This window comes from Chryseobacterium sp. KCF3-3, assembly GCF_045865955.1.
Classification (GTDB): Bacteria; Bacteroidota; Bacteroidia; order Flavobacteriales; family Weeksellaceae; genus Chryseobacterium.
The window spans coordinates 961,225-984,006 of the sequence record NZ_AP035792.1; the positions used below are offsets into that span (position 1 = coordinate 961,225).

Here is a 22,782-nt window from a genome sequence, read left to right on the forward strand (position 1 = left end):
TATGATCAATACTGCTAAATTTTTTTGGGAAGTTCTAAAAGATACATTCACTGAATGGAACAATTCTACTGCATCAAAAGATTCAGCAAGTCTTGCCTATTATGCCATCTTTTCTATCCCGGGATTATTGATCATTATTATCTGGGTACTTGGAAATTTCTTTGGTGAAGAGGCTATTCGTGGGCAGATCAGCACACAGATCAGCGGTATAATGGGACCGGATGTGGCTAAAAGTATTGAAGGCATGCTGGCTGGTGCTCTTATCGACAAAAAAAATATTTTTATGAAAGCAGTTGGAGTCGGATCATTGGTTTTCGGTTCTACTACGCTCTTCTTTCAGCTTCAGCATTCATTAAATACACTTTGGGAAGTAGAAGCTGCACCCAAAAAAGCATTACTCAAATTTTTACTGGACAGAGCCAATTCTTTAGGGATGATTCTTATTCTGGGATTTCTTCTGATGATCACCATGATTTTATCTTCTCTGATCAGCCTGTTTAATACGATTATCACCCAATATTTTGGTTTTGAGACCTATATGCTGGTAGAAACCGTGAATTTTGCAGTAGGTTTTGGCCTCGTCATGCTCTTATTTGCTTTAATGTTTAAAGTTCTGCCTGATGTTTTGGTCAGCTGGAAACCAGTATGGAAAGGAGCCTTTCTGACTACTGTTTTATTCACGCTGGGAAAATTTTTATTAAGTCTTTATTTTAATCAGGTAAAACCTACTTCGGCGTTTGGTGCTGCCGGAACAGTCATTCTTATTATGATGTGGATCAATTATTCCTGTATGCTGATATTCTTTGGCGCAGAATTTACTAAAGTATATACCTATAAAAAAGGATATCAAGTAGTTCTTTCCAAACATGCACGATGGACTCCTGCGAAATTGTATGCGGATAGTTTGAAACAGATGCAGGGTGAAAGTAATGATGAAACGTAGATTTGAGTTGCAAGGTTCGGGTTGCGAGATTTTGAGGTTCGGGGTTTCGAGATTCGGGATATTCCTGATACGAGATTATTTTATGAAAGTATTTAAACTTTTATTTTTGAAATAGCAAGAGTCTGTAAAGGTGTTAAGAGTATTAAGATAAGCTTCGCTTTAAGCCTAAAAATCAGAATGATTCATCTTAACTATACTTTATTTCTTAAATCCTCCTTAATGGTTTTAATATTTTTTTTATAAGTATAAAAAACTCCTATATATAAAAAAGCCTCCTGAAAAATTCAGGAGGCTTTCTATTTTTACATTCTGTTTACGGTTCCGATTCCCAGCAGTTCTAACGACTTTTTGATCGTTTTTGCTGTGATATCCGAGATATTCAAACGGAATTGTTTTACATTTTCATCTTCCTGATTCAGAATAGGATTATTCTGATAGAAAGAGTTGTATGCTTTCACAAGATCATAAACATAGTTGGCAACCAAAGCCGGACTTAAGGTTTCCGCTGATTTAGCCACTACAGTTTTAAAGTTGGTCAGTTGCATAATCAATTCTTTTTCAGATTGATTCAATTCAATATCAGCAGTTTCGGACTGTAAAGCACCTGCTTTAGACAATAACGACTGAATACGTGCATAGGTATATTGAATAAACGGACCTGTATTTCCGTTAAAATCAATACTTTCTGCAGGGTTGAAAAGCATTTTTTTCTTAGGATCAACTTTAAGCATGAAATATTTCAATGCACCTAATCCTACCGTTTCATAAGATGCTTCTTTATCTTCTTCTGAAAGGCTTTCCAGTTTTCCTAATTCCTGAGCTTTAGATTTTGCTGTTTCATACATTTCCTGCATCAGGTCGTCTGCATCTACTACTGTTCCTTCACGGGATTTCATTTTACCTTCAGGAAGTTCTACCATTCCGTAAGAAAGGTGGAACAACTGATCAGCCCATTCGTATCCTAATTTTTTCAGGATTTTAAATAAAACCTGGAAGTGATAATCCTGTTCGTTTCCTACGGTATAGATCAGTTTCTGAATATTATTCTGCTTAAAACGCTCCACTGCCGTTCCAAGATCCTGAGTCATGTAGACTGAGGTACCGTCTGAACGTAACAACAGTTTCTGATCAAGCCCTTCATCTGTAAGGTCGCACCAAACAGAACCATCTTCTTTCTGATACAGAACACCTTTGTCCAAACCAGCCTGGATAAGATCTTTTCCTAAAATATACGTATTGCTTTCATATTGAACCTGGTCAAAATCTACTCCCAGTCTTTTATACGTTTCGTTGAAACCTTTATAAACCCATGAGTTCATTTCTTCCCAAAGCGCTCTTACTGTTTTGTCTCCATTTTCCCAATCCAAAAGCATTTTCTGAGCTTCTTTCATTACCGGAGCATCTTTTTTAGCCTGCTCCTCTCCTACACCCTGCTCTACAAGTTCTGCAATTTCTTTTTTATAGTTTTTGTCAAATTCTACATAGTAGTTTCCAACAAATTTGTCTCCTTTGGTATTGGTCGTTTCAGGAGTTGCTCCGTTTCCGAATTTCTCCCAAGCCAGCATAGATTTACAGATATGAATTCCTCTGTCGTTGATGATCTGAGTTTTGATTACATCATATCCGGCTTCTTTTAAAATCTGGGCAACTGAGAATCCTAATAAATTATTTCTGATATGTCCCAAGTGCAATGGCTTATTGGTATTCGGTGAAGAATATTCTACCATTACTGTAGCATTTTTCTTTTCTACAACAGAGAAGTTTTCGCTTACAGATCTAAAGTTATCCACAAACAATTGGTTTTTCACCTTCACATTAAGGAAACCTTTTACTACGTTAAAGCTTTCAAAAAGCTCTGTCTGCTCTGTTAAAGCTTCTCCTAATTCAACCCCGATGCTCTCAGGATTTTTCTTCAATTGTTTTACCAACGGAAAAGTAACAATGGTAAAATCGCCCTCAAATTCCGTTTTATTTTCCTGAACTTCCAGTTTGATGTCTTTTAACTGATATACATTTAAAATGACCTCCGAAAGTTTCTGTTCTATGATATCTTTAATATTCATGTTTCTAAATTCTCTTTTTAATGCTTATCGCTGAAACATTTTTACAGTCTGTTTCTGCTCAAAATCTGAGCTACAAATATACGGAAATAAAAAAACCGCCCGAAGGCGGTTTAAAAATTTAAATGGTCTTAGTTGTCCCACCAAACGGGTATACTCACATCACTCACGACTACTGCATTATTATTTAATGTTCTTTCAGCTTTAGGAGTTATTAATCTCAAAGGTATTTTTTTAGATTGGCTATTTTGATTAGCGGTTAATACAGGGAAGCCTGTACGTCTCCAATCATTATAAGGTTCCATTGTCGTAAACAGGGAAGAATATTTTTGAGTAATAATATTCTGTAATGTTACTGAGGCTGAAGCTGTAGTAGCAAAAACAGGATTATCAGCACCAGTAACATCTATCAGAGATGCACTTACAGCAGCTTTCAGGGCAGCTTGAGCACCTACAGTATTTCCCAGTCTGAATTGTGCTTCTGCTTCTATGAATTTAATCTCACTATAACTAAATATTATCAAAGATTGAGTTGGATCTCCATCAGATGGTGAACCAGAGCCTGTATTTATCCCTACAGCAAACTTTCCAATGGGTGAGGCGCCAGTATCTGCATCTTCAGGAGCAGAACCTAAATATATTCCGCTCGGATTGTCTTTTCCATCAGTATTAAAAGCAAAATAACGGAGTCTAGGATCTGAATTTGATTTTAATAAATCAACAAAATATTTCCCCATAGACATATAACCTTTTCTTTGATTGTTAAACCCAAACCAAAGATTTTGATTATTTCCCCCATCAAACTTAGCTATTAAATTATCCTCTTTAGAAGTAAACGAATTTTTTAAATAATTTAAAGCTTTCAGAGCAGCAGCACTACTACCCTCTCTCTGAGTAAGCCTTAGGGCATATCTTGCTTTAATTGCATAGGCCAATTTTGTCCATTTTCCAGTATCTCCACCATAAAAAATATCATCTTTTGCTGGTAGTCCTAAATTAGCACTTTCAGGTTTTGATAAATCAGTAATTGCACTATCCAAATAACTTTGAATCTGAGCAATAACATTTTGCTGAGAATCATATTTCGGAGAAAAATTATTAACCCCTTGGAATGCTTCTGAGAAAGGGATATCTCCCCAGACGTCAGTAGCATATCCCATATTCAAAGCTAATAAAATCTTAGCCATACCTGAATAATAAGGATATTTATCCCCAAACTGTTTAATAATCTGATTAAGATTTACCCCAGTTTTATAAATATTAGACCAATCTGTTTCATTATCCAATTCTGTTAAAAAATAATTGGTAAAATCTAATGACTGAAACAGATTACCATTGGTATGCTGAGTCAGCAAACTTATTTGTCTTGTCAAATTACCTGTTGAATTATTAATTGTTCCAATTTCCCCACCTGTGAGTAATGTTTTTGGAGAAGTAACTTGTGTAGGACTATTGGGATTTTCATTAAATGTATCTAGCTCATGCTGGCAAGAATTTAGAAATAATCCGCCAATAATTATAGGTATGTATATTATTTTTTTCATAATTAAAAAGTGAATTTAAATGATAGAGTATAACTTCTTGTCCCTGGATTATTGAAGTAATCAAATCCATTAGTATTTGAACTTGCACCGGCAATAGATGTTTCAGGGTCTACACCTTTGTAGTTAGTAATTAAAAATAGATTTCTAGCAGAAAAAGTAACCTGAGCATCTCTTATAAAAGATAGAGTTTGAGTATCAGATAACATTTTACCAAAATTGTATGATAAACTTACATCTCTTAGCCTAAGCCAATTTATATCTCTTTCCATCTGTTGTTCATTTGCACTCCCAGATCCATCTCCTAAAAAGCTTGAATAATATAGTTTGTTATTAATTGCTTTCGTATTAGGAGCACCAGTTTCAGTAACGCCAGGTATTGTATACATAGCAGATCTGTCATCAGCAGAAGCTTGTGTCATTCCTAACCTATTTAATCTCGCTAATGTTCCGTTCCAAATGTCTCCACCTTTACGTATATCTAACAAAAAGCTTAATGACAAATTTTTATAACTGAAATTATTTCTGATTCCTCCTAACCAGTCCGGATTAGGATTTCCAATAATTTGAGATTCTTTAGAAACTAACGGTAAGCCATCAGATCCTATAATTAAATTTCCAGCCGAATCTCTTTTCCAAGCCGTACCATAAAATACTCCCAAAGGTTCACCTTTAATGATGGCAGGAACAACATTTCCTGAAAAGAAATCACTTCCCTCACTGGAGAAATTTAAATTATCTTGTATGTCAACTACCTTATTTACGTTTTTAGCCCAATTAAGGTTTACACTCCAGTTAAAGTTTTGATTTTTAAGAATATCATACCCTAATTCTACTTCTATACCTTTATTTTCAACTGTAGGACCGTTGGTATAATAATTCTGAAATCCAGAAGATGGTGCAACTGGAGCTTGGATAAGTAGGTCATAGTTGGTTGATTTATAAGCACTCGCATTTAAACGTAACCTTTTAAATAATTCTAATTCTAAACCTACTTCAAATTCGTCATTTCGCTCAGGCTTTAAATTTGGATTTTTCGCAATGGTAGTCAGCCCATATGCTCCGACTCCCATATATGGAGAAGTTAATTGTGGACCAAATGTATCAAAATAGGTTGGAGTTCCATAAGTGTTAACAATATTGTAAGGATTAGCAGATGCAAAAGTTTTTGCATAAGCTACTCTCACTTTTCCTAAATTAACCCAGTTTGGTAAATTTAATGTCTTATTAAACAGCCAAGATCCTGAAACAGAAGGATAGAAATAGGAACTATTTTGTTTAGGTAATGTACTGCTCCAATCATTTCTGCCTGTTAATGTTAAATAAAACTGGTCATAAAAACCTAATTCTGCCGAAGCCAATATCCCTCTTTTAATTTGTTTAAAATCTGTATTATTGGAGACAAAAGTCGTAAAATTAGAAAGGTTGAATTGATTAGGTTCCAACATTGTAGATCCTTGAGTATATTGATCATTTCCAAATTTAGAAATTATCTGTCCCCCAAAACTATAATTCAAATTAATGTTATCAGTAAAGTTAACTAACCCACTAAAGATTAAATCTAAATTGTATTGACTTTGTGTATAAGTGTCTACAACGACCTGGCCTGTTCGATCAGCTGTTGAATTACCATTACTTGAGAATGAATAATTCTGCTGAGCATGAGTTGTATACGTATCTACTCCCGCTCTTAACAATACATTCAAAGCTTTATTATAATTATAAGTTAAATAACCACTAATAATGGATCTGTTTGTCTCGTCTTTATATGGATTATTGTATACTGTATAATATGGATTGTCATATGCTGCAAAATAATTTTTATTATATCCTTGTACAGTCTGATAATCTCTAAGGTCATAAGTTGCTGGTGTTCTCAGTAAAGACAACATTACTCCAGCAGTATTACTCCCTTTCTGAGCTCTTAACCCATTTGTATTTGAAAACTTTACATCAGCTCCAGCTTTTAGCTTATCGGTTAACTTAAATTCAGAATTCACCCCAAAACTTGTCTTTTTAAGCGATGTATTTGGGATAATCCCCGTTTGATCAATGTGTCCAAATGAAGCTCTGAAATTACCATAATCCCCACCTCCTGAAAAAGCCAGATTATAATTTTGTGTAGCACCTGTTTCAAAGAAGTTTTTAGCATTATCATAAGCCTTCAAACCAGGAACGCTTGAAATTAATGGCCCCCAACTTTGATTGGTTCCCGATGTGGTAGCAAAACCATCAGAGCCATATTGAGCAGGTGCAATATAAGTAACTCCATTAGTTCCAGCGGCATAGGTTTTTTGAAGTTTCGGTAGACGAGTAATCATATCAAAAGATATAGCTGTAGAAAAATCAATTCCAATTCCTTTTCTTTTTCTCCCTTTCTTACTTGTATAAATAATTACACCATTTCTAGCATTCTCTCCATATAACGCTGCTGCTGCGCCACCTTTCAAAATTGAGACACTTTCAATATCATCAGGATTTATATCAATAGCTCTGTTTGAGTCATCTACTCCAGCCAAATTACTGCCCTGTCCTGCATTATTATTAACAGAGTTATCAATAATCTGTCCATCTAGAACTATAATAGGTTGGCTTGATAAATTAATTGACTTTTGGCCTCTAATCAGAATTTTGCTTGAAGCTCCTGGTGTACCAGAAGAGCCTGTAACTTGAATTCCCGCAGCTTTTCCTGCTAAACCTTGAATAATATTTGCTTCCCCTGACTTTTTTAAATCATCTCCATTTACCTGGGAAGTAGCATATCCAATTGTTTTTTTCTCTCTTTTAATCCCGAGTGCGGTTACAACCACACCCTCAATTTCTTTTGTTTTAATAGTATCATTCTTTTTTTGAGCGTTCGCAACCGCTATAGAAGAAGATAATACTAAAACAAGAAGACTTGTTGTTAGTTTCTTCATATCAAAATTAATTTTTACTCAGCAAATTTGTATTTTTATTGATAAATTAACAAACAAACACAAATAAAACAGAATTAAACACAATAATCAGTATGAAAAACAACTAAATCAATTAATAAAATACATCAAAAACAAAGTATTTAATAAAAAAAAATAACATCAATATTACAATGAACACCTAAATATCTACAGGTTAAAAAAACACTCACAACACACTGAAAAACTGACGAATATAAACCCAAAAAGCAATATTAATTCACAATATCCCCTAAAAAAAAGTTTATAAATAAAAAAAACCGCCAGAAGGCGGTTTTTATAAGCAAGCAAAAATTACTTATTCTTTTCTGAAAACTAAGACAGCCTCGTCATTTCCGGGCGTATTGTCCAGGTTTTTACTATTATCATTAATTCTTAATTCAGTATTGGAATAGGAATCAATTTCTTTTTTCATTGTTTTGGAAACTCCAGCTTCTGTATAGGTAAGGGTTAATGTCTGATACATTTTATCAAAGGTCCATTTTCCTCCAAAAGAATCAAAAAGATTACAGTTTCCGGAAGAAGAAGACAAATCATATCTTTCATAAGATCCCGAGAAATCCGGATTTATAAATATAACTCCTTTCTTTTCACAGTCACTCAATGTGACATCTTTACCTCTAAACTCATACTTATATGGTTTCCAAGTCCCATTAATACTTACATTTTCATTTTCAACTGCACGATCGTCATCACTGGAACATGATGCAACACTCATTAAAAGAACAATTCCTATAAAAAATCTCATATAAATGTTTTTATATTCCTCAAACCTACTCGTAGGTTTGAGGAATTATTATTTAATTTAAAACTTATCCCAAAATATTTTTGTAGATACTTTGTCACCTCCAATTTTTGAAGCTGCAGCGTTCACATTCTTAGCGTTAAGAAGATATTCCTGATCAGAATATTTCATTCTTACCGGTACAGACTCTACCACAGATCCCCCAGGATTTACAAATACAGGGAAATCTAATCTTCTTGCAAAATTCCATGCCTGGAATCCTTTATTGAACATTGCTATCCAAGCTTGCTCACCCACAGATTTTTTCCAGTTCGCAGCATTATATGGATTGGCTGTGATAAATGCAGTTGCAGTCGGTGTATCAATACCATATTCAGCCATTGAAGCTGTAATAGCATCTTTATATAAATTAGCTGCAGTATCTCCAACATTAAATCCTCTTGCAGCAGCTTCAGTTCTTAAAAACTGAATTTCAGAATAATCTAATAAAAAGCCTTGTGCATTTTCTCCAGAAATTACGTTTGTAAAGTGAGAGTAATCTTTGAAAATATTCTGGTCTCCATAAACTCCTCCAACATAAGCACCAGCAACCTGTGTAAACCAAGTTGCTCTTCTTGGATCTGAAGTAGTATTCATAAAATTAACAAGAACATCTGACGGAATAAAGTCATTTCTACCAGATTGAATAACATCCTGATATACTGGGTTTGATAATAATCCTGAAGGAAATGTCTGAAGTCCGAAGTTATCTATTTTTCCCGTGAATAAACCGGCATTATATGCTGCTTCTGCATACGTTTTAGCCAATGCAGGGTCGCTATCTGCTAAGGTTACAGCCATTCTGAATTTCAATGAATTACCCATTTTCTTCCATTTAGTCATGTCTCCTTTATAGATTAAATCCTTTTCATATCCACTACCAGACGTATTAATCATAGCAATAGCAGCATCAATTCTTTTGATAAGATCCAGATACACTGTTTTTGCATCATCATAAGGAATTTCCGCACTTCCTGGATTTTCAGCGGTAGCTTTCAATGCTCCGAAATAAGGGATATCACCATATGTATCAACCAAATTAGCCCATGCATAAACATTTACTAACTCAATCATAGCAATATTGTTATTTTTAGTAACGGGATCTACTCCTTCGCTCTCAAGAAACCTTCTGGCATCTCTTAATGCAGATAATACTCCTGGAGAATTAATTGTAGCTGATGCTGATGCCATCATACGATTATAGTGATTTCTTGGAATTGGTCTTGTCACCATATCATAGTTCGTCTCATCAGTATAAGTAGTTTCTGACCACTGCTGTGTAAAAAACCTTGTAATGTTACGGTTTACATTGGCAGACAATAGCTGATCAAGAAGTGCATGTTCAGCACTGGCAAAAAGTACTCCTGACGGAACTTCAGTTGGGTGTTTAGGGTCTTCATTTAGTGACGTGATGTCTCTTTCACAAGATGTAAAAGTTAACGATAATGAAGCTAAACCTATAATTAAAAATATTTTTTTCATTTTCTAGAATTTTAAAGTTATATCAATCCCAATATCACGGGTAGTAGGTAGTACTCCGATAGAGTTACCTTTAGCTCCTAAACCATTCCCAGTACCCGCTTCCGGATCTGCATAAGGTAAGTTTTTGTGGATAATCCAAAGGTTTCTACCTACAATTGAAATTTTCGCATCACGAATAGCAGTATTAGCCAGAACAGATTTAGGAAGGTTATACCCTATACTTGCTTCTCTAAGTTTTACATAAGATGCATCATAAACGAATCTTTTATTCGGCATTCTTCTATATCCGTCTACGTTACCAAATGATCCAGGATTAATCGCAGGTGTTGTATTTACATTTCCATTCGGGTTAACACCTGGATGTACGAATCCACCCTCTCTGTAATCAGCTGTTTCTGCATAAAGACCAGTTGCTAATCCGTAATACATATCGGTAGAGAATACATCACCTCCTTTTTTCACATCAATAAGGAAACTTACTGAGAAATCTTTATAACGGAAGCTGTTTCTGATACCACCTACCCAGTCTGGTGTGATATTCCCTATAACCTGATTATTATTTCTTAAATAACGACCTGTAGCTGGATCAATGACTCTATCGCCATTTGCATTATATACATAATCGGATCCTACCAAAGCTCCAAAAGACTCTCCTACACGTGCGTTAAGAGAAACCCCACCCTGATAACTTGCTATTAAGTAATTCTGAGAATCACCATTTAATGCAATAACTTTATTCTCATTTTTAGACCAGTTCACGTTTACATCCCATGTAAAATTATTTGTTTTAAATGGTGTCCCGTTTAACTGTACTTCTATACCTTTGTTATCAATCTGTCCGGCATTTACAAGGAATGTTCTATATCCTGTTGCGGAAGAAACCGGTAAATTGATAATCTGATCAAATGTTCTGGTCTTATAGATTGCAATATCAAAACCTAATCTGTTTTTGAAGAATTGTGCCTCCATACCAAATTCTGTTTCCTTAGATCTTTGAGGTTTCAGGTTTGGATTCGCAAGGAAAAAAGGTTGATCAAACAGACCTTCACCTCTAGCTTTGAAAGTATTTACCAATCTGTAATTATTAGTAGAAGAACCTACTTCAGCGTAGTTTGCTCTCAATTTCCAGAAACTTAACCATGGTTGTTTTACAAATTCGGATAGAATAACAGCACCTGTAACGGAAGGATATCCATAGCTATTATTTCCTTTTGGTAAGTTAGACGATTGGTCTACACGGTAAGTACCATCCACAAATAAGAAGTTCTTATACCCAAAAGATGCTGTTGCATATAAACTGGAAGTAACCCATTTTGCATAATTCTCATCAGGTGGAAGTATCGTTCTTACAGAGTTGGATATAGCAAAAAGGCCAGGTTTAGATAACCCTCCTTCTGTACTCATAAAAATATTATCCACAAGGTTTCTTCTAACGTTTCCCCCTGCAATACCGCTAACACTTAGGTCCGAAGTAATATCCACCTTGTAATTAGCGAATAAATCAAAGTTGATCTCAGTGTTTTTCACATTGGTTCTTGCGTATCCCGAACTTACATTAAGCCCGGATGCACCAAATGCCTGAGGAAGCGATCCATTCATTAATCTTTCTTCTACAACCATCTGTAAATCATCATAAGATAATTTCCCTGTAATTCCAAAGTTTTTGGAAACATCATATTTTAACTGTGCATAACTGAATATTCTGGTCCTGTCATCAGATTGATAATTCTGATATCTCTGGAAATATGGATTGTTCCAGTATTGAGGAGTTCCATCAGCCGCAGTAGATCTGTTCCAGGAAAAGTTACTATTTCCATTGTTAGCATAAGCATCTCTTAATGCCAACACATCTACGTTGGTCTGCCACCACTGCCTGAAACCAGAAACAATATTATCTGAATAGCCAGTTTCATTACGTCCTCTAGTATCTTGTAAAGTTAAAGTTGTGAAAACAGAGGCATGTAATTTATCTGTAAAATCGTGATTAAATTTCGCAGAAATTGTATTTTTCTTAAGTTCAGAGTTAGGCATCAAACCATTAGAAAGCATATTGGAATATGACAAGGAAAGATTCGAAGTTTTATTTCCTTTTTCAATGGTAATTGTATTAATGTATGTGACTGGTGTTTCAAAGAATTTAATAGGTCCGTTTTTCGCAGCAACCCAAGGTGTAGCTTTTCCATAGTTTGGAGAAGAAGGATCAAATGAATCCCATTGGTATACCAATTGGTTGGGATTAAATGCAGGTCCGTAAGATGCGTCATCTACAAAGTTAGCATAATTGTAACCTCCAGGTCCCGGATCTTCATTCCATGCCTGGCCACCGTATCCTGCTCCATACTTTGTCTGATAGGTAGGGAAAGTAGATTTATCAATAAATCCGGCTGTAATTCCTGAGTTGAGAGTAACACCCCAGCTTCCGTCATTGTTTCCTCGTCCGCTTTTAGTTACAATTAAGATTACACCATCGCTTCCTCTTTCACCATATAAAGCTGATGCAGCAGCACCCTTCAGTACGTTTACAGATTCTATGTCTTCCTGGTTAATGTCTGAAAGAAAGTTACCGTAATCGAATACAGATCCGGTTACCGTATTATTGTTAACTGGTGAACCATCAATTACAATAAGTGGAGATCCTCCTGACAGAGATTTATATCCTCTGATCAAAAGGTTTGCAGATCCGCCAAAGTTGTTGTTTGTATTTACCTGTAGTCCGGCTACCTTACCTGAAAGAAGAGATGCGACGTTTCCGGTATTGGTAGTTCCACCCGTTAATTCCGCAGCTTTCACTTCTTCAGAAGCATAACCAAGAGATTTTTTCTCTCTTTTAATACCGAGAGCGGTTACAACCACCCCCTCAATTTCTTTTGTTTTAATAGTATCATTCTTTTGCTGAGCGTTGGCAACAGCTATGGAAGAAGACAATACTAAAACAAGAAGACTTGCTGTTAGTTTCTTCATATCAAATTAATTTTTGTGACTTTACAAATTTGTAAAACTTTCTTAATACCACAAAGCAAAATGTGAAAAAATTACAACTTATTCAATATTTTTAAACAAAACCAGATAATAAATTATTAAAATAAGTTAAAAACAGAATATTTAACAAAAACACATCATTTTAAAGTTAATTTTTTTTAAGAAATAATAACAATCAATTAAATTGATATAATCTATATTTCAAATACAACAACTATAACAAACAGGCTGAATATCAGAAAATTAAAAACAAAAAAGAATGAAAACTGACACGAATCGACCAACAATACTATGCTGAGCATATTTTATCGATTTTATCAATATTCTCTTTTTAAAACAAAAAAAACCGCCCGAAGGCGGTAAAATATATTAAAATTGTTTTATAAGAATTAGTTTTGATTCCAGAAAGGAGTTGTTGAGTTCTTAGTAAAACATTGAGCATTTGAAATCTGAGGAACGTTTGCTGAGTTAGCTACGTATTCAGATGACGGATACATCAATCTGTACGGCTTATTTGGCTTCGCTGAAGTTGTTGCCATAGGAGTAATTGGAAAACCAGTTCTGTTATAATCGATGAAAGATTCTGTAGGGTTAATTCCAGCAGTAGCTAACCATTTCTGAGTCATGATCGCTTCAATCTTATTATCGTTAGTTCCAGTCCATCCTAAACCTACTTTAGTTTGAATTGCAGTAATGTATGTTGCAGAAGTACCAGCTGTTGAGTATAAGTAATCAAAAGATGATTTGATACCATTTTCGAACTTAGTCTGACCATTAGAGAAGATAGATGGATATCTAACAGCTGCTTCAGCCTGAAGGAAGTTACTTTCTGAGCGGCTCATTAAAACACCAGCTTTCGCAGATCCAACCGAAGTAAGCTGAGACGTACTACTAGGGCTTCCATTTCCAAATATCCAACCGTTTCCAAATCTTGAAACCGTTGTAAGATCTGTTGGAGCTCCTGGCTGTCCAGGGGTAGCACCTTGTCTAACACCTTTAACAACTGAAAGACCATTATAAGATACTAATGAGAACATTCTTCCTCTTCTACCATCAATGATGCCATTAAATTTCTGATAAACATTATCAGTCATACTATAAGGGTTACCATTAAGACAAGTAGCAATGTGTTCAGATGCTGTAAATAATGTATTGTTTTGTAACTGAGAATTTGAACTGTTTCTTACATAATATCCATAAAAAGGGTTCTGCTGATCATCATTAGCAGCACTGTATCCTGGATTTACTAAAACATCGCTTTCTATGAAGTTTGCTCCAGCCAAAGTTTGAAGTTGCTGATCTCTAAAAGTAGCCATAGATCCTGTCACTTTAGACATTCTCACTAACATTCTTAGTTTCACAGTGTTTGCCAGACGCTTCCAGTTATCCATTGTTCCTTGGAAAACAATATCAGTAGCACCTAATTCAAGTGCAGCAGCATTACCGTTATCAATAAGGGTGATCGCATCATTCAGACCAAGAATTAATGATCTGTAGATTTCCTCATCATTATCATATTTTGGAGTTGCATTAGCCTGCCCCATAAAAGCTTGAGAATAAGGAGCATCACCATATAAATCTACAATAGTCTGCATATAAAATGCTTTCATCACTTTTGCAGCAGCTACGTAATTGTCATATTTATGCGTAGAGTTATCATATTTCTCAATAGCAACAAAATTACTTACGTTTCTGTATAATCCATCCCAGATTTGTGGATAAAAAGAACTATCTACATTCAATGTATATTCGTTACCAAATGGAGCACCGAAAGAATAAGAGTTACCTGCATAAGAATTCATCATAAGCCCTCCAAATCTGTTCATCCATGTAGCCTGTGTTCTATAAGTCTGAGCAACAGCACCAGGGAATAATAAAGTTGGAGTAATAGCTTCCGCATGGATATTATTTGGATTTTCATTAATATCCAGATAATGATCACATGAAGTCAACGTCATAGAGGCAACGATTAAACCTAGTATCGTATATTTAAATTTTTTCATTTTCAAGTAATAATTAATTAAAGTTTAGAAAGATGCTTTAAGATTCACCCCAAAGCTTCTAGTTGATGGATACTGTGTTGTATAAGCAAAACCGGCAGCATTTCCAGTTGTACTTGCAGTTTCCGGATCCGCATAGTTTCTATTGTTATCTGCGTACTTAAAGAATGGGTTTCTTGAATAAACACCAATCGTCAATGAATTCAAGAAAGTTGAACCTAAGACTGATTTTGGTAAATCATAACTTAATGCAATTTCTCTAATCTTCAATGCTGTAGCATCAACTACCAAGTTTTCTCCAACAGCTCTATAAGCGCTACTTGAGAAATAGTTGGTAACGTTAGTATAAGTTCCTGCACCTCCCACTGGAGTATTGTTAGGAGTATATACCGGATTCGCTGCAGTACCTGTATTCTGTACTGAGTTAGGAACAATATATCCTTGAGTTCTGTCAAACTCAGCTGATTCCTCTAAACCTCCCGTAAATGCAAGTAGGTTTTTCGTAAAGGATACAAATTTACCTCCTTTTCTAAAGTCTCCCATTGCAGATAAAGTGAACCCTTTATACTTAATGTTTGTAGAGAATCCAAGAATATAATCAGGGGTCGCTCTTCCTAGAACCTGAAGATTACTTGTTGTTAAAGGATTTCCTTTAGAGTCAACAATGATTCTTCCTTGGTCGTCTCTCTGGAATGCGCTTCCTTTGATAACCGGGAAGTCAGATCCTTTTACAGCAAAAATACCTACTGCTGCAGAAGAACTGCTTAATAAAGATACTTCATCAGCTCCATCAGCTAATTCTAATACTTTAGATCTGTATGAAGAGTAAGATACCTTCATATCCCAAGTAAAATCACTTGTTTTAATTGGCGTTATTCCTAAATCAAGTTCAATACCTCTCAGTCTCATTTTACCTACGTTATCAAGAATACTTGTTAATCCAGACGCGCTCGATGCAGTTCTTGCTGTAATCAAGTCATCTGTTGTAGACTGATAAACTGAAGCATCTAATCTGATTCTATCTTTTAAGAATCCTAAAGACATTCCGAAATCTAAAGTATTAACAAATTCTGGCTTAATATCTACTGATGTAGGCGTTTGATTGTTAATATAAGAACTCAATCCGTTGAAAGGGAATCCTGTTGGGAATACTCCGATTTCATCTGTTCTGTACGGATCTACTGCAGTTGTATTACCTACTCTTGTATATGAACCTGTAATTTTTGCATAGTTAAGAATATCTCCTTTTAGACCTTCAAATGCTTTTGTTGGTACAAAAGACAAACCAACTGAATAATATGGATAAACAGGGTTTGTTCTTTTTCCTGTGCTATAAGGTCTTGTTGACAATACTGAAGACTGCTCAATTCTAAATGTAGAGTTTAAGAATAAATAATCATTATAGCTTAAATCCAAGTTAGCAAATCCTGCAATAATTCTACTGTTTGTCTGATAGTTATCTAAATTAGCGCTGGAGAAAGGATCTGGATTAAGTACATTTTTAATATGATACCAGCCTGGGATATCTAAATTATTCCCTCCTACAGATGTTACATTATAGGTTCTGTCCTGAATGTTATTACCAATGTTAAACTTCAATCCGATTTTATCTGTCAACTCATAATTAAAGTTAATCATTAAGTCACCATAATAATTTCTTTCTTTAGAAGTACTTTCATAGAACCAAGATGTTATATCACCATTACCTAAATCTCCGAAAGTAATTCCATCAATGGAAGCTCCGGGAAGGTTATAAGTTTTCGTGAAAACAGCACCATCATTATGTCTTGTATAAGTCATCCCTCTTGTTGTAACGTTTCCGTTATACGTAATGTTAATGTTCTTATTCAATTCATAATCTAAACCAAGGATAGCACTAAAGTAATCACTACGTCTGTCATATCTTTCATGATCGATAGTCCAGTATGGGTTTACTGCATATCCTGTATAATATCCTTCAATTCCACTATTTCTATAAAGTTTGATGTTATTATTAGTAGGAGTCTGAAGAATATCATCATATAAAGATGAGTTTGTTGTAGATATTATTCTGTTAATATAGTTGATGTTACCATCAATTTTTAATTTTCCTATTTTCTTTCCAGCTTTAAAAATAAAACTGTTTTGTCTTAGTTTATCACCCTCAACTACGAAATTATTTTCAGTTCTGTTAGCAGAGAAAGACACATATGAATCTGATCCACCTGCTGTTGCTGTAATTCCGTTTTGAGTTAATACTCCTGTTGAAAAGAATTTATTCATGAAGTTTTTCACTGGAGCATATTTTTCATAAATAAATGATCCATCAGCCTGTGGAAGACCTGAAGGCATCATAGTTCCTCCGATAGCCGGATTGTCATAAGCAGCTCCCCAAGACATGTTTTCCCATGGCACATAGTTTGTACCTCCGTAGCTTACATCACTCCATCCTTCATCCTGAACTCCTTTACCGTATTTCTGCTGAACTTTTGGAAGCATGAAAACATTAGAAATATCAATAGATGAATTGAAAGTCATCTGAAGTTTTTCAGATTTTGTTCCTCTTTTAGTAGTAACAATAATTACCCCGTTTACCCCTTGCTGACCGTAAAGAGCAGCACCCTGTAAACCTTTAATTACGTTAATGTTTTCGATTGCTTCTGGTGGTATCTGCTGTAAGATGTCAGCAGATGAAATAACATTATCAATTACAATTAATGCCTGGTTATTACCAGTGATAGATTTAGCCCCTCTTAAGACAACTCTATAACTAGGATCTACACCATTGTTTGTTAAATTGATTTGTAAACCTGAAACCTTACCTGTCAACGCCTGTACAGCAGTTGGCGCAGATGCCTGGTTCAATTCTTTTGTCGTTACAACTTGCTGTGTATTTGTTATCGCGTCAGCCTTTCTTTTGATACCTAAGGCTCCGGTAACAACTATCTCCTCTATATTTTTGGTTTTTAGAGTATCCTTAGTGTTTTGGGCTGACATCATCACAAATGAGGATGATAGTACAACCGCAAATACACTCGCAGTTAATTTCTTCATATCAAATTCAATTATTTTTTACAGGCTACAAATTTGTAAAACTTTCTTAAAAACACAAAGCATTTTCTTAAAAAAATATAAAAATTTCAATTATTATCAAAAAACATCGAAAATAAAATGTTAATATTTATTAAAAAAAGAAATTTTAACAAATATTAAAAAATAATCAGACTACATTATTCAAAAAAATTCAATAAAAAATTCAATTGATAATTTATACATAAAATAAACAAAACAACTACATAAAAAATAAAATAGAGTCAATAATTACAATATATATTCAAAAAATACACAATAACAATGAAATATCATCAAATTATATAGATTTTACTCTTCGTTTAAAAAATATAAAAAAACGCCAAAAATCAAAAAAATAGTATAATCATCAAAAAAAACAATCCTTTTTAACAAAAATTATAAATTTAAAATATTTAAGGATTATCCCAAAAAACAAGTACATTATACCACATTATATTTGACAAAATCATTCAATCAAAAAAAACTGATTAATACATTTGTTTTTTTAATTTTGCATCTGTTATTTCAGACAAATATGGAGCTAATAAAAAACTGGTCGAAACTTTATATCGAGGCCGGATGTGATGAAGTAGGAAGAGGGTGTTTAAGTGGTCCGGTGGTGGCAGCAGCGGTAATTTTAGATGATGATTTCAAACAAAATCTGGTTAATGATTCCAAAAAATTAACGTTCAAAACACGTATGGAACTGGATAGTTATATCAAAGATAATGTGAAAAACTATGCCATCGCAGAATTACCTCCTTCCTTTATTGACGAACATAATATTCTTAATGCAAGTATTCATGCGATGCACCGTGCTTTGGATCAACTGACAATAACCCCTGAACTTATTTTGGTAGACGGAAATAAATTTCATCCTTATAACTACATCCCGCATCAATGTATTATCAAAGGGGATTCCAAAGTTTTATCTATTGCTGCAGCGTCTATTCTTGCTAAAAACTACAGGGATAAATTAATGATTCAGCTTCATGAGGAACACCCTGAATATGGATGGGATACCAATTTTGGCTACGCTACAAAAAAACATCAGGAAGCCCTTATAAAATACGGCCCAACACCTCATCACAGACAATCTTTCAGACTTAAATATGATTGAAAAGCGCTCATTTTCAATTATTAAATTCGTAGACATCCATTAGAAATTTAAAATCTTTCTAAATAAAATAACCAAAAAAAAGAGAAGCAATTATTAAAATTACTTCTCTTTTTTATGCTATAATGAAGAATTACTTCTTCTTATTTCTTTGCTGTTCCTGAGTTTTTTGCTGCTCCTGAGCTTTCTCCATCATTTCTCTCATTCTCTTCTGGAATTTACCTTCTGCTTTTGGTTTTTCTTTGTTCGACTGAATCTGGGCATGAATTTTCTTCTCATCCAGAATCACATACTTAATAACAAGGATGATCAGGATGTTAATCGCATTTGATACAAAATAGTACCATGAAAGACCTGAAGCCGAAGTATTAAGGAAGAACAGGAATGTAATCGGGAAGATATACATTAAAACCTTCATATTGGGCATTCCTTCCTGCTGAGGCTGCTGCATGTTTCCTGAAGTCATAACAGTATAAATCAAGATAACAACCGTACACGCTAAAGCGAAAATACTTAAGTGATCTCCAAGGAAAGGAACTTTAAATGGAAGCTTGATCAAATCATCATACGCTGTTAAGTCTTTTGCAAACCAGAACCCTTGTCCTCTAAGATCAATAAAGTTCGGGAAGAAACGGAATAAGGCATAGAAAATTGGAATCTGGACTAATGCCGGCAAACATCCCGCCATCTGATTTACTCCTGCCTTTCTGTAAACTTCCATTGTAGCCTGCTGTTTCTTCATCGGATCTGCATCCTTGAACTTCGCATTCACCTCATCAATTTCCGGACGGATTACCTTCATCATCGCACTTAGCTTGTGCTGCTTATACATAATAGGTGAAAGGATCAGTTTCACAATGATCGTCATTACAAAAATTACCCAACCTGCTGATAATCCCCATGCAGCGATAATGCTGTATAACCACATGAAGAAATAACGGTTCATTGCTCCGATGAATGACCAACCTAAAGGAAGAATCTCATCAAAGTTTTTATCATAAGATTTAAGCAATGGTAAATCCAATGGCATAAAATACCATGTGAAATCCTGGTTCAGCTCACTTCCAGTCATTTGAACGAAACCTTCATAGTTGAATTTCTTCAAATATTCTCCTTCTTCAACATTTTCCTGGTTTCCTTTATTTTGAGTGAATCCGTTTTTAGCTTCGATTACTGAAGAGAAAAACTGCTGTTTTACACCAATCCAGTTAAGGGTTTCTTTTTCCTCTTCCATTGTGGTTCTTCCATCATAATCATAGTCTTTATAATTATTGAAAGCATAAGAAAACTCAGAGTGAGACTGCTCCTGAGCTCTACCTTTTTCCAGGTTTCTTACATTATAGTCCCAAATGAAATCTGCTTTGTTATCAGAAGTAATTTTAGAAAGTCCCTGAGTTCTTACTTTAAAATCAAGGGTATATTTTGGAAGCAGTGTGTAAATGAATTGAATTACAGCACCATTATAATCTGCAGTTAAAGTTACCGCATTGCCATTAACAGTAGGTGAGAAAACTAAATCTTTAGTATTAACAATCTTCCCTGTTTTATCTTTAAACTGAAAACCGTAGTTGGAGTTATTTTTAGTGATCAGATAAAGTGGCTGATCTGCATTGTCTGTTTTGTGATTGTAGGCTTTATATTTTAAAAGCTCTACTTTGGAAACCTGTCCTCCTAAGCTTGAAAATTCAAGTTTCAATTCATTATTTCCAAGGCTTGCCGTCTGGATTGCATTAGGAGTTACATTTGGATTGATATTGTTTGCCTGAGTTTGCTTTACGGCATTTTTAGCCTGTTCCGTTTTTTGCTCCTGAGCTTTCAACTCCGCTTCTTTCGTTTGTTTGTTCTGGAAGTAGAACATAAAACCGAAGAGAACAAGGCATAAAACCGCGAAACTAATCATTTGCTTCTTATCGATTCCGTTGTTTTGTTGCATTTTATTTTATATTAAAATTTTAAATTTAAAATGTACGTACTGGTGTACGTAATTTGAGCTGACAAAAATACTGTTTTTTTATCAAAACTCTATGCTTTACGTTGTTACTATATAATAAACTCAGGCTGATTATTCTCAGCCTGAGTTTATATGTAGACGTTTATGATAAAATTTTACCTTATTTCTTTTCGCAAGCTTTAATAAACGCTCTGAATAAAGGATGCGGTGTCGCTACAGTACTTTTATATTCAGGGTGATACTGAACTCCCACATAGAATGGGTGATCAGGAAGTTCCAGTGCTTCTACCAAACCTGTTTCAGGGTTAGTACCTGTAGCAAGGAAACCATTTTTTTCAAACTCCTGAAGATAATCACTGTTGAATTCATAACGGTGACGGTGTCTTTCAGAAATATTTTTGGCTCCGTAGATATCGTTTAATTTAGATCCGTTTTTCAACGTACACTTCCATGCTCCAAGACGCATTGTTCCTCCTTTATCTACTACATTTTTCTGTTCTTCCATCAAAGAAATTACAGGATCAGGAGTAGCTGTATCAAATTCCATAGAGTTTGCTTTGGTATGTCCTAAAACATTTCTTGCAAATTCAATTGTCATAATCTGCATTCCTAAACAGATTCCCAACATTGGAATTTTATTTTCTCTTGCATATTTTGCAGTAAGAACTTTTCCTTCAATTCCTCTGTCTCCGAAACCAGGAGCTACAAGTATACCATTCACTCCTTTCAGTGTATCTTTGATATTTTCTTCCGTAATATCTCCACTGTATACCCATCTTACTTTTACTTCAGTTTCAAGGTCAGCACCTGCATGTTTGAATGCTTCAGCAATAGAAATATAAGAATCCTGAAGGGAAACATATTTTCCTACCAATGCAATTTCAACAGTTTTTTTAGGGTTCTGGAATTTTTTAAGGAAACTCTTCCAGTCTTTAAGATCTGCGTCTTTATCGCTTTTCAGATCAAGTTCTTTCAGTACTACATCATCAAAGTTCTGCTTCTGAAGATACATTGGAACTTCATAGATCGTTTCAAGATCTTTACATTCGATAACATTATCTAAAGGAACATTACAGAACTGAGCTAATTTTGCTCTCTGATCTTTAGGAATTTTATGTTCTGTTCTACAAACTAAAACATCTGCCATAATTCCGCTTTCCATCAACTGACGAACGGAGTGCTGGGATGGTTTTGTTTTTAATTCTCCACTTGAAGCCAGATATGGCAATAAAGTAAGGTGAATCACCATAGAATTTTTCTCTCCTAACTCCCATTTTAACTGACGAACAGTTTCAATATAAGGTAAAGATTCAATATCTCCAACAGTTCCTCCGATCTCAGTAATGATGATATCGTAGTTCTGCTTGGAAAGCATTTTAATTCTACGTTTGATTTCGTTAGTAATATGAGGAATTACCTGAACTGTTTTTCCAAGGAAATCTCCTTTTCTTTCTTTTTCAATTACAGTCTGGTAAATTTTTCCTGTAGTAACGTTGTTGTTTTGGGATGTAGGAGCATCAAGGTAACGCTCGTAGTGGCCTAAATCCAGATCCGTCTCTGCACCATCTTCAGTCACATAACACTCTCCGTGCTCATAAGGATTCAAAGTTCCTGGGTCGATATTGATATAAGGATCTAATTTTTGGATCGTTACATTAAAGCCGCGTGATTTTAGTAGAAGTCCCAGAGAAGCAGAAACGATTCCCTTTCCCAAAGATGAAGTTACACCTCCTGTCACAAAGATGTACTTTGTATTCTTTTTACTCATTAGATTAGGTTTGTGCAAAGTTATGGGAAAAAGAGATACAAAGCAATCTTTTACATTTTGAAAATGATAAAACCCGCTTCAAACAATTATAAATCCTGATAAAATTTTTTATCTATATTTGATATAAGCAAATGAAACAAAGCTATAACCAA

General features: G+C 34.7%; 12 protein-coding genes. 2 read left to right on the forward strand and 10 right to left on the reverse strand.

The genetic code is table 11. The features are described 5' to 3' along the window. Position 1: 1 nt before the first annotated feature. Complete coding sequence (locus tag ACKTTZ_RS04270) at positions 2–943, forward strand: YihY/virulence factor BrkB family protein (protein WP_407847509.1); 942 nt, start codon at positions 2–4, stop codon at positions 941–943. A 302-nt stretch (positions 944–1,245) separates the two neighbouring features. Here ACKTTZ_RS04270 and argS read toward each other — a convergent pair whose 3' ends face one another. From argS to ACKTTZ_RS04310, 8 genes are all read right to left on the reverse strand, one after another. Further along, positions 1,246–3,006: an arginine--tRNA ligase gene (gene argS / locus ACKTTZ_RS04275; protein WP_253317616.1), complete on the reverse strand. Its 1,761-nt coding sequence runs from the start codon at positions 3,004–3,006 to the stop codon at positions 1,246–1,248. A 128-nt stretch (positions 3,007–3,134) separates the two neighbouring features. Next, the gene (locus ACKTTZ_RS04280; protein WP_407847511.1) at positions 3,135–4,547 is read right to left on the reverse strand and encodes a SusD/RagB family nutrient-binding outer membrane lipoprotein; all 1,413 of its coding nucleotides are present in this window, start codon (positions 4,545–4,547) and stop codon (positions 3,135–3,137) included. Between the two features lie 2 nt (positions 4,548–4,549). Continuing rightward, positions 4,550–7,462, reverse strand: coding sequence for a SusC/RagA family TonB-linked outer membrane protein (locus ACKTTZ_RS04285; RefSeq protein ID WP_407847513.1), 2,913 nt, complete (start codon positions 7,460–7,462; stop codon positions 4,550–4,552). Between the two features lie 334 nt (positions 7,463–7,796). Continuing rightward, on the reverse strand, positions 7,797–8,246 hold the full coding sequence (locus tag ACKTTZ_RS04290; RefSeq protein ID WP_407847515.1) for a lipocalin family protein: 450 nt from the start codon (positions 8,244–8,246) through the stop codon (positions 7,797–7,799). 57 nt (positions 8,247–8,303) lie between these two features. Continuing rightward, entirely contained in the window at positions 8,304–9,764 is a 1,461-nt protein-coding gene (locus ACKTTZ_RS04295) for a SusD/RagB family nutrient-binding outer membrane lipoprotein (protein ID WP_407847517.1), read from the reverse strand. 3 nt (positions 9,765–9,767) lie between these two features. Beyond that, positions 9,768–12,725, reverse strand: coding sequence for a SusC/RagA family TonB-linked outer membrane protein (locus ACKTTZ_RS04300; protein ID WP_407847519.1), 2,958 nt, complete (start codon positions 12,723–12,725; stop codon positions 9,768–9,770). Positions 12,726–13,132: 407 nt separating this feature from the next. Continuing rightward, complete coding sequence (locus tag ACKTTZ_RS04305) at positions 13,133–14,746, reverse strand: SusD/RagB family nutrient-binding outer membrane lipoprotein (protein ID WP_407847521.1); 1,614 nt, start codon at positions 14,744–14,746, stop codon at positions 13,133–13,135. A 24-nt stretch (positions 14,747–14,770) separates the two neighbouring features. After that, positions 14,771–17,776: a SusC/RagA family TonB-linked outer membrane protein gene (locus ACKTTZ_RS04310; protein WP_034696115.1), complete on the reverse strand. Its 3,006-nt coding sequence runs from the start codon at positions 17,774–17,776 to the stop codon at positions 14,771–14,773. A 553-nt stretch (positions 17,777–18,329) separates the two neighbouring features. On the opposite strand from ACKTTZ_RS04310, the gene ACKTTZ_RS04315 reads away from it, so the two are divergent. Then, positions 18,330–18,914, forward strand: coding sequence for a ribonuclease HII (locus ACKTTZ_RS04315; protein WP_034696116.1), 585 nt, complete (start codon positions 18,330–18,332; stop codon positions 18,912–18,914). A 130-nt stretch (positions 18,915–19,044) separates the two neighbouring features. On the opposite strand, the gene yidC is transcribed toward ACKTTZ_RS04315, so the two are convergent. Next, the gene (yidC, locus tag ACKTTZ_RS04320; RefSeq protein ID WP_034696117.1) at positions 19,045–20,844 is read right to left on the reverse strand and encodes a membrane protein insertase YidC; all 1,800 of its coding nucleotides are present in this window, start codon (positions 20,842–20,844) and stop codon (positions 19,045–19,047) included. Positions 20,845–21,022: 178 nt separating this feature from the next. After that, entirely contained in the window at positions 21,023–22,630 is a 1,608-nt protein-coding gene (locus tag ACKTTZ_RS04325) for a CTP synthase (RefSeq protein WP_034696118.1), read from the reverse strand. Positions 22,631–22,782 lie beyond the last annotated feature (152 nt).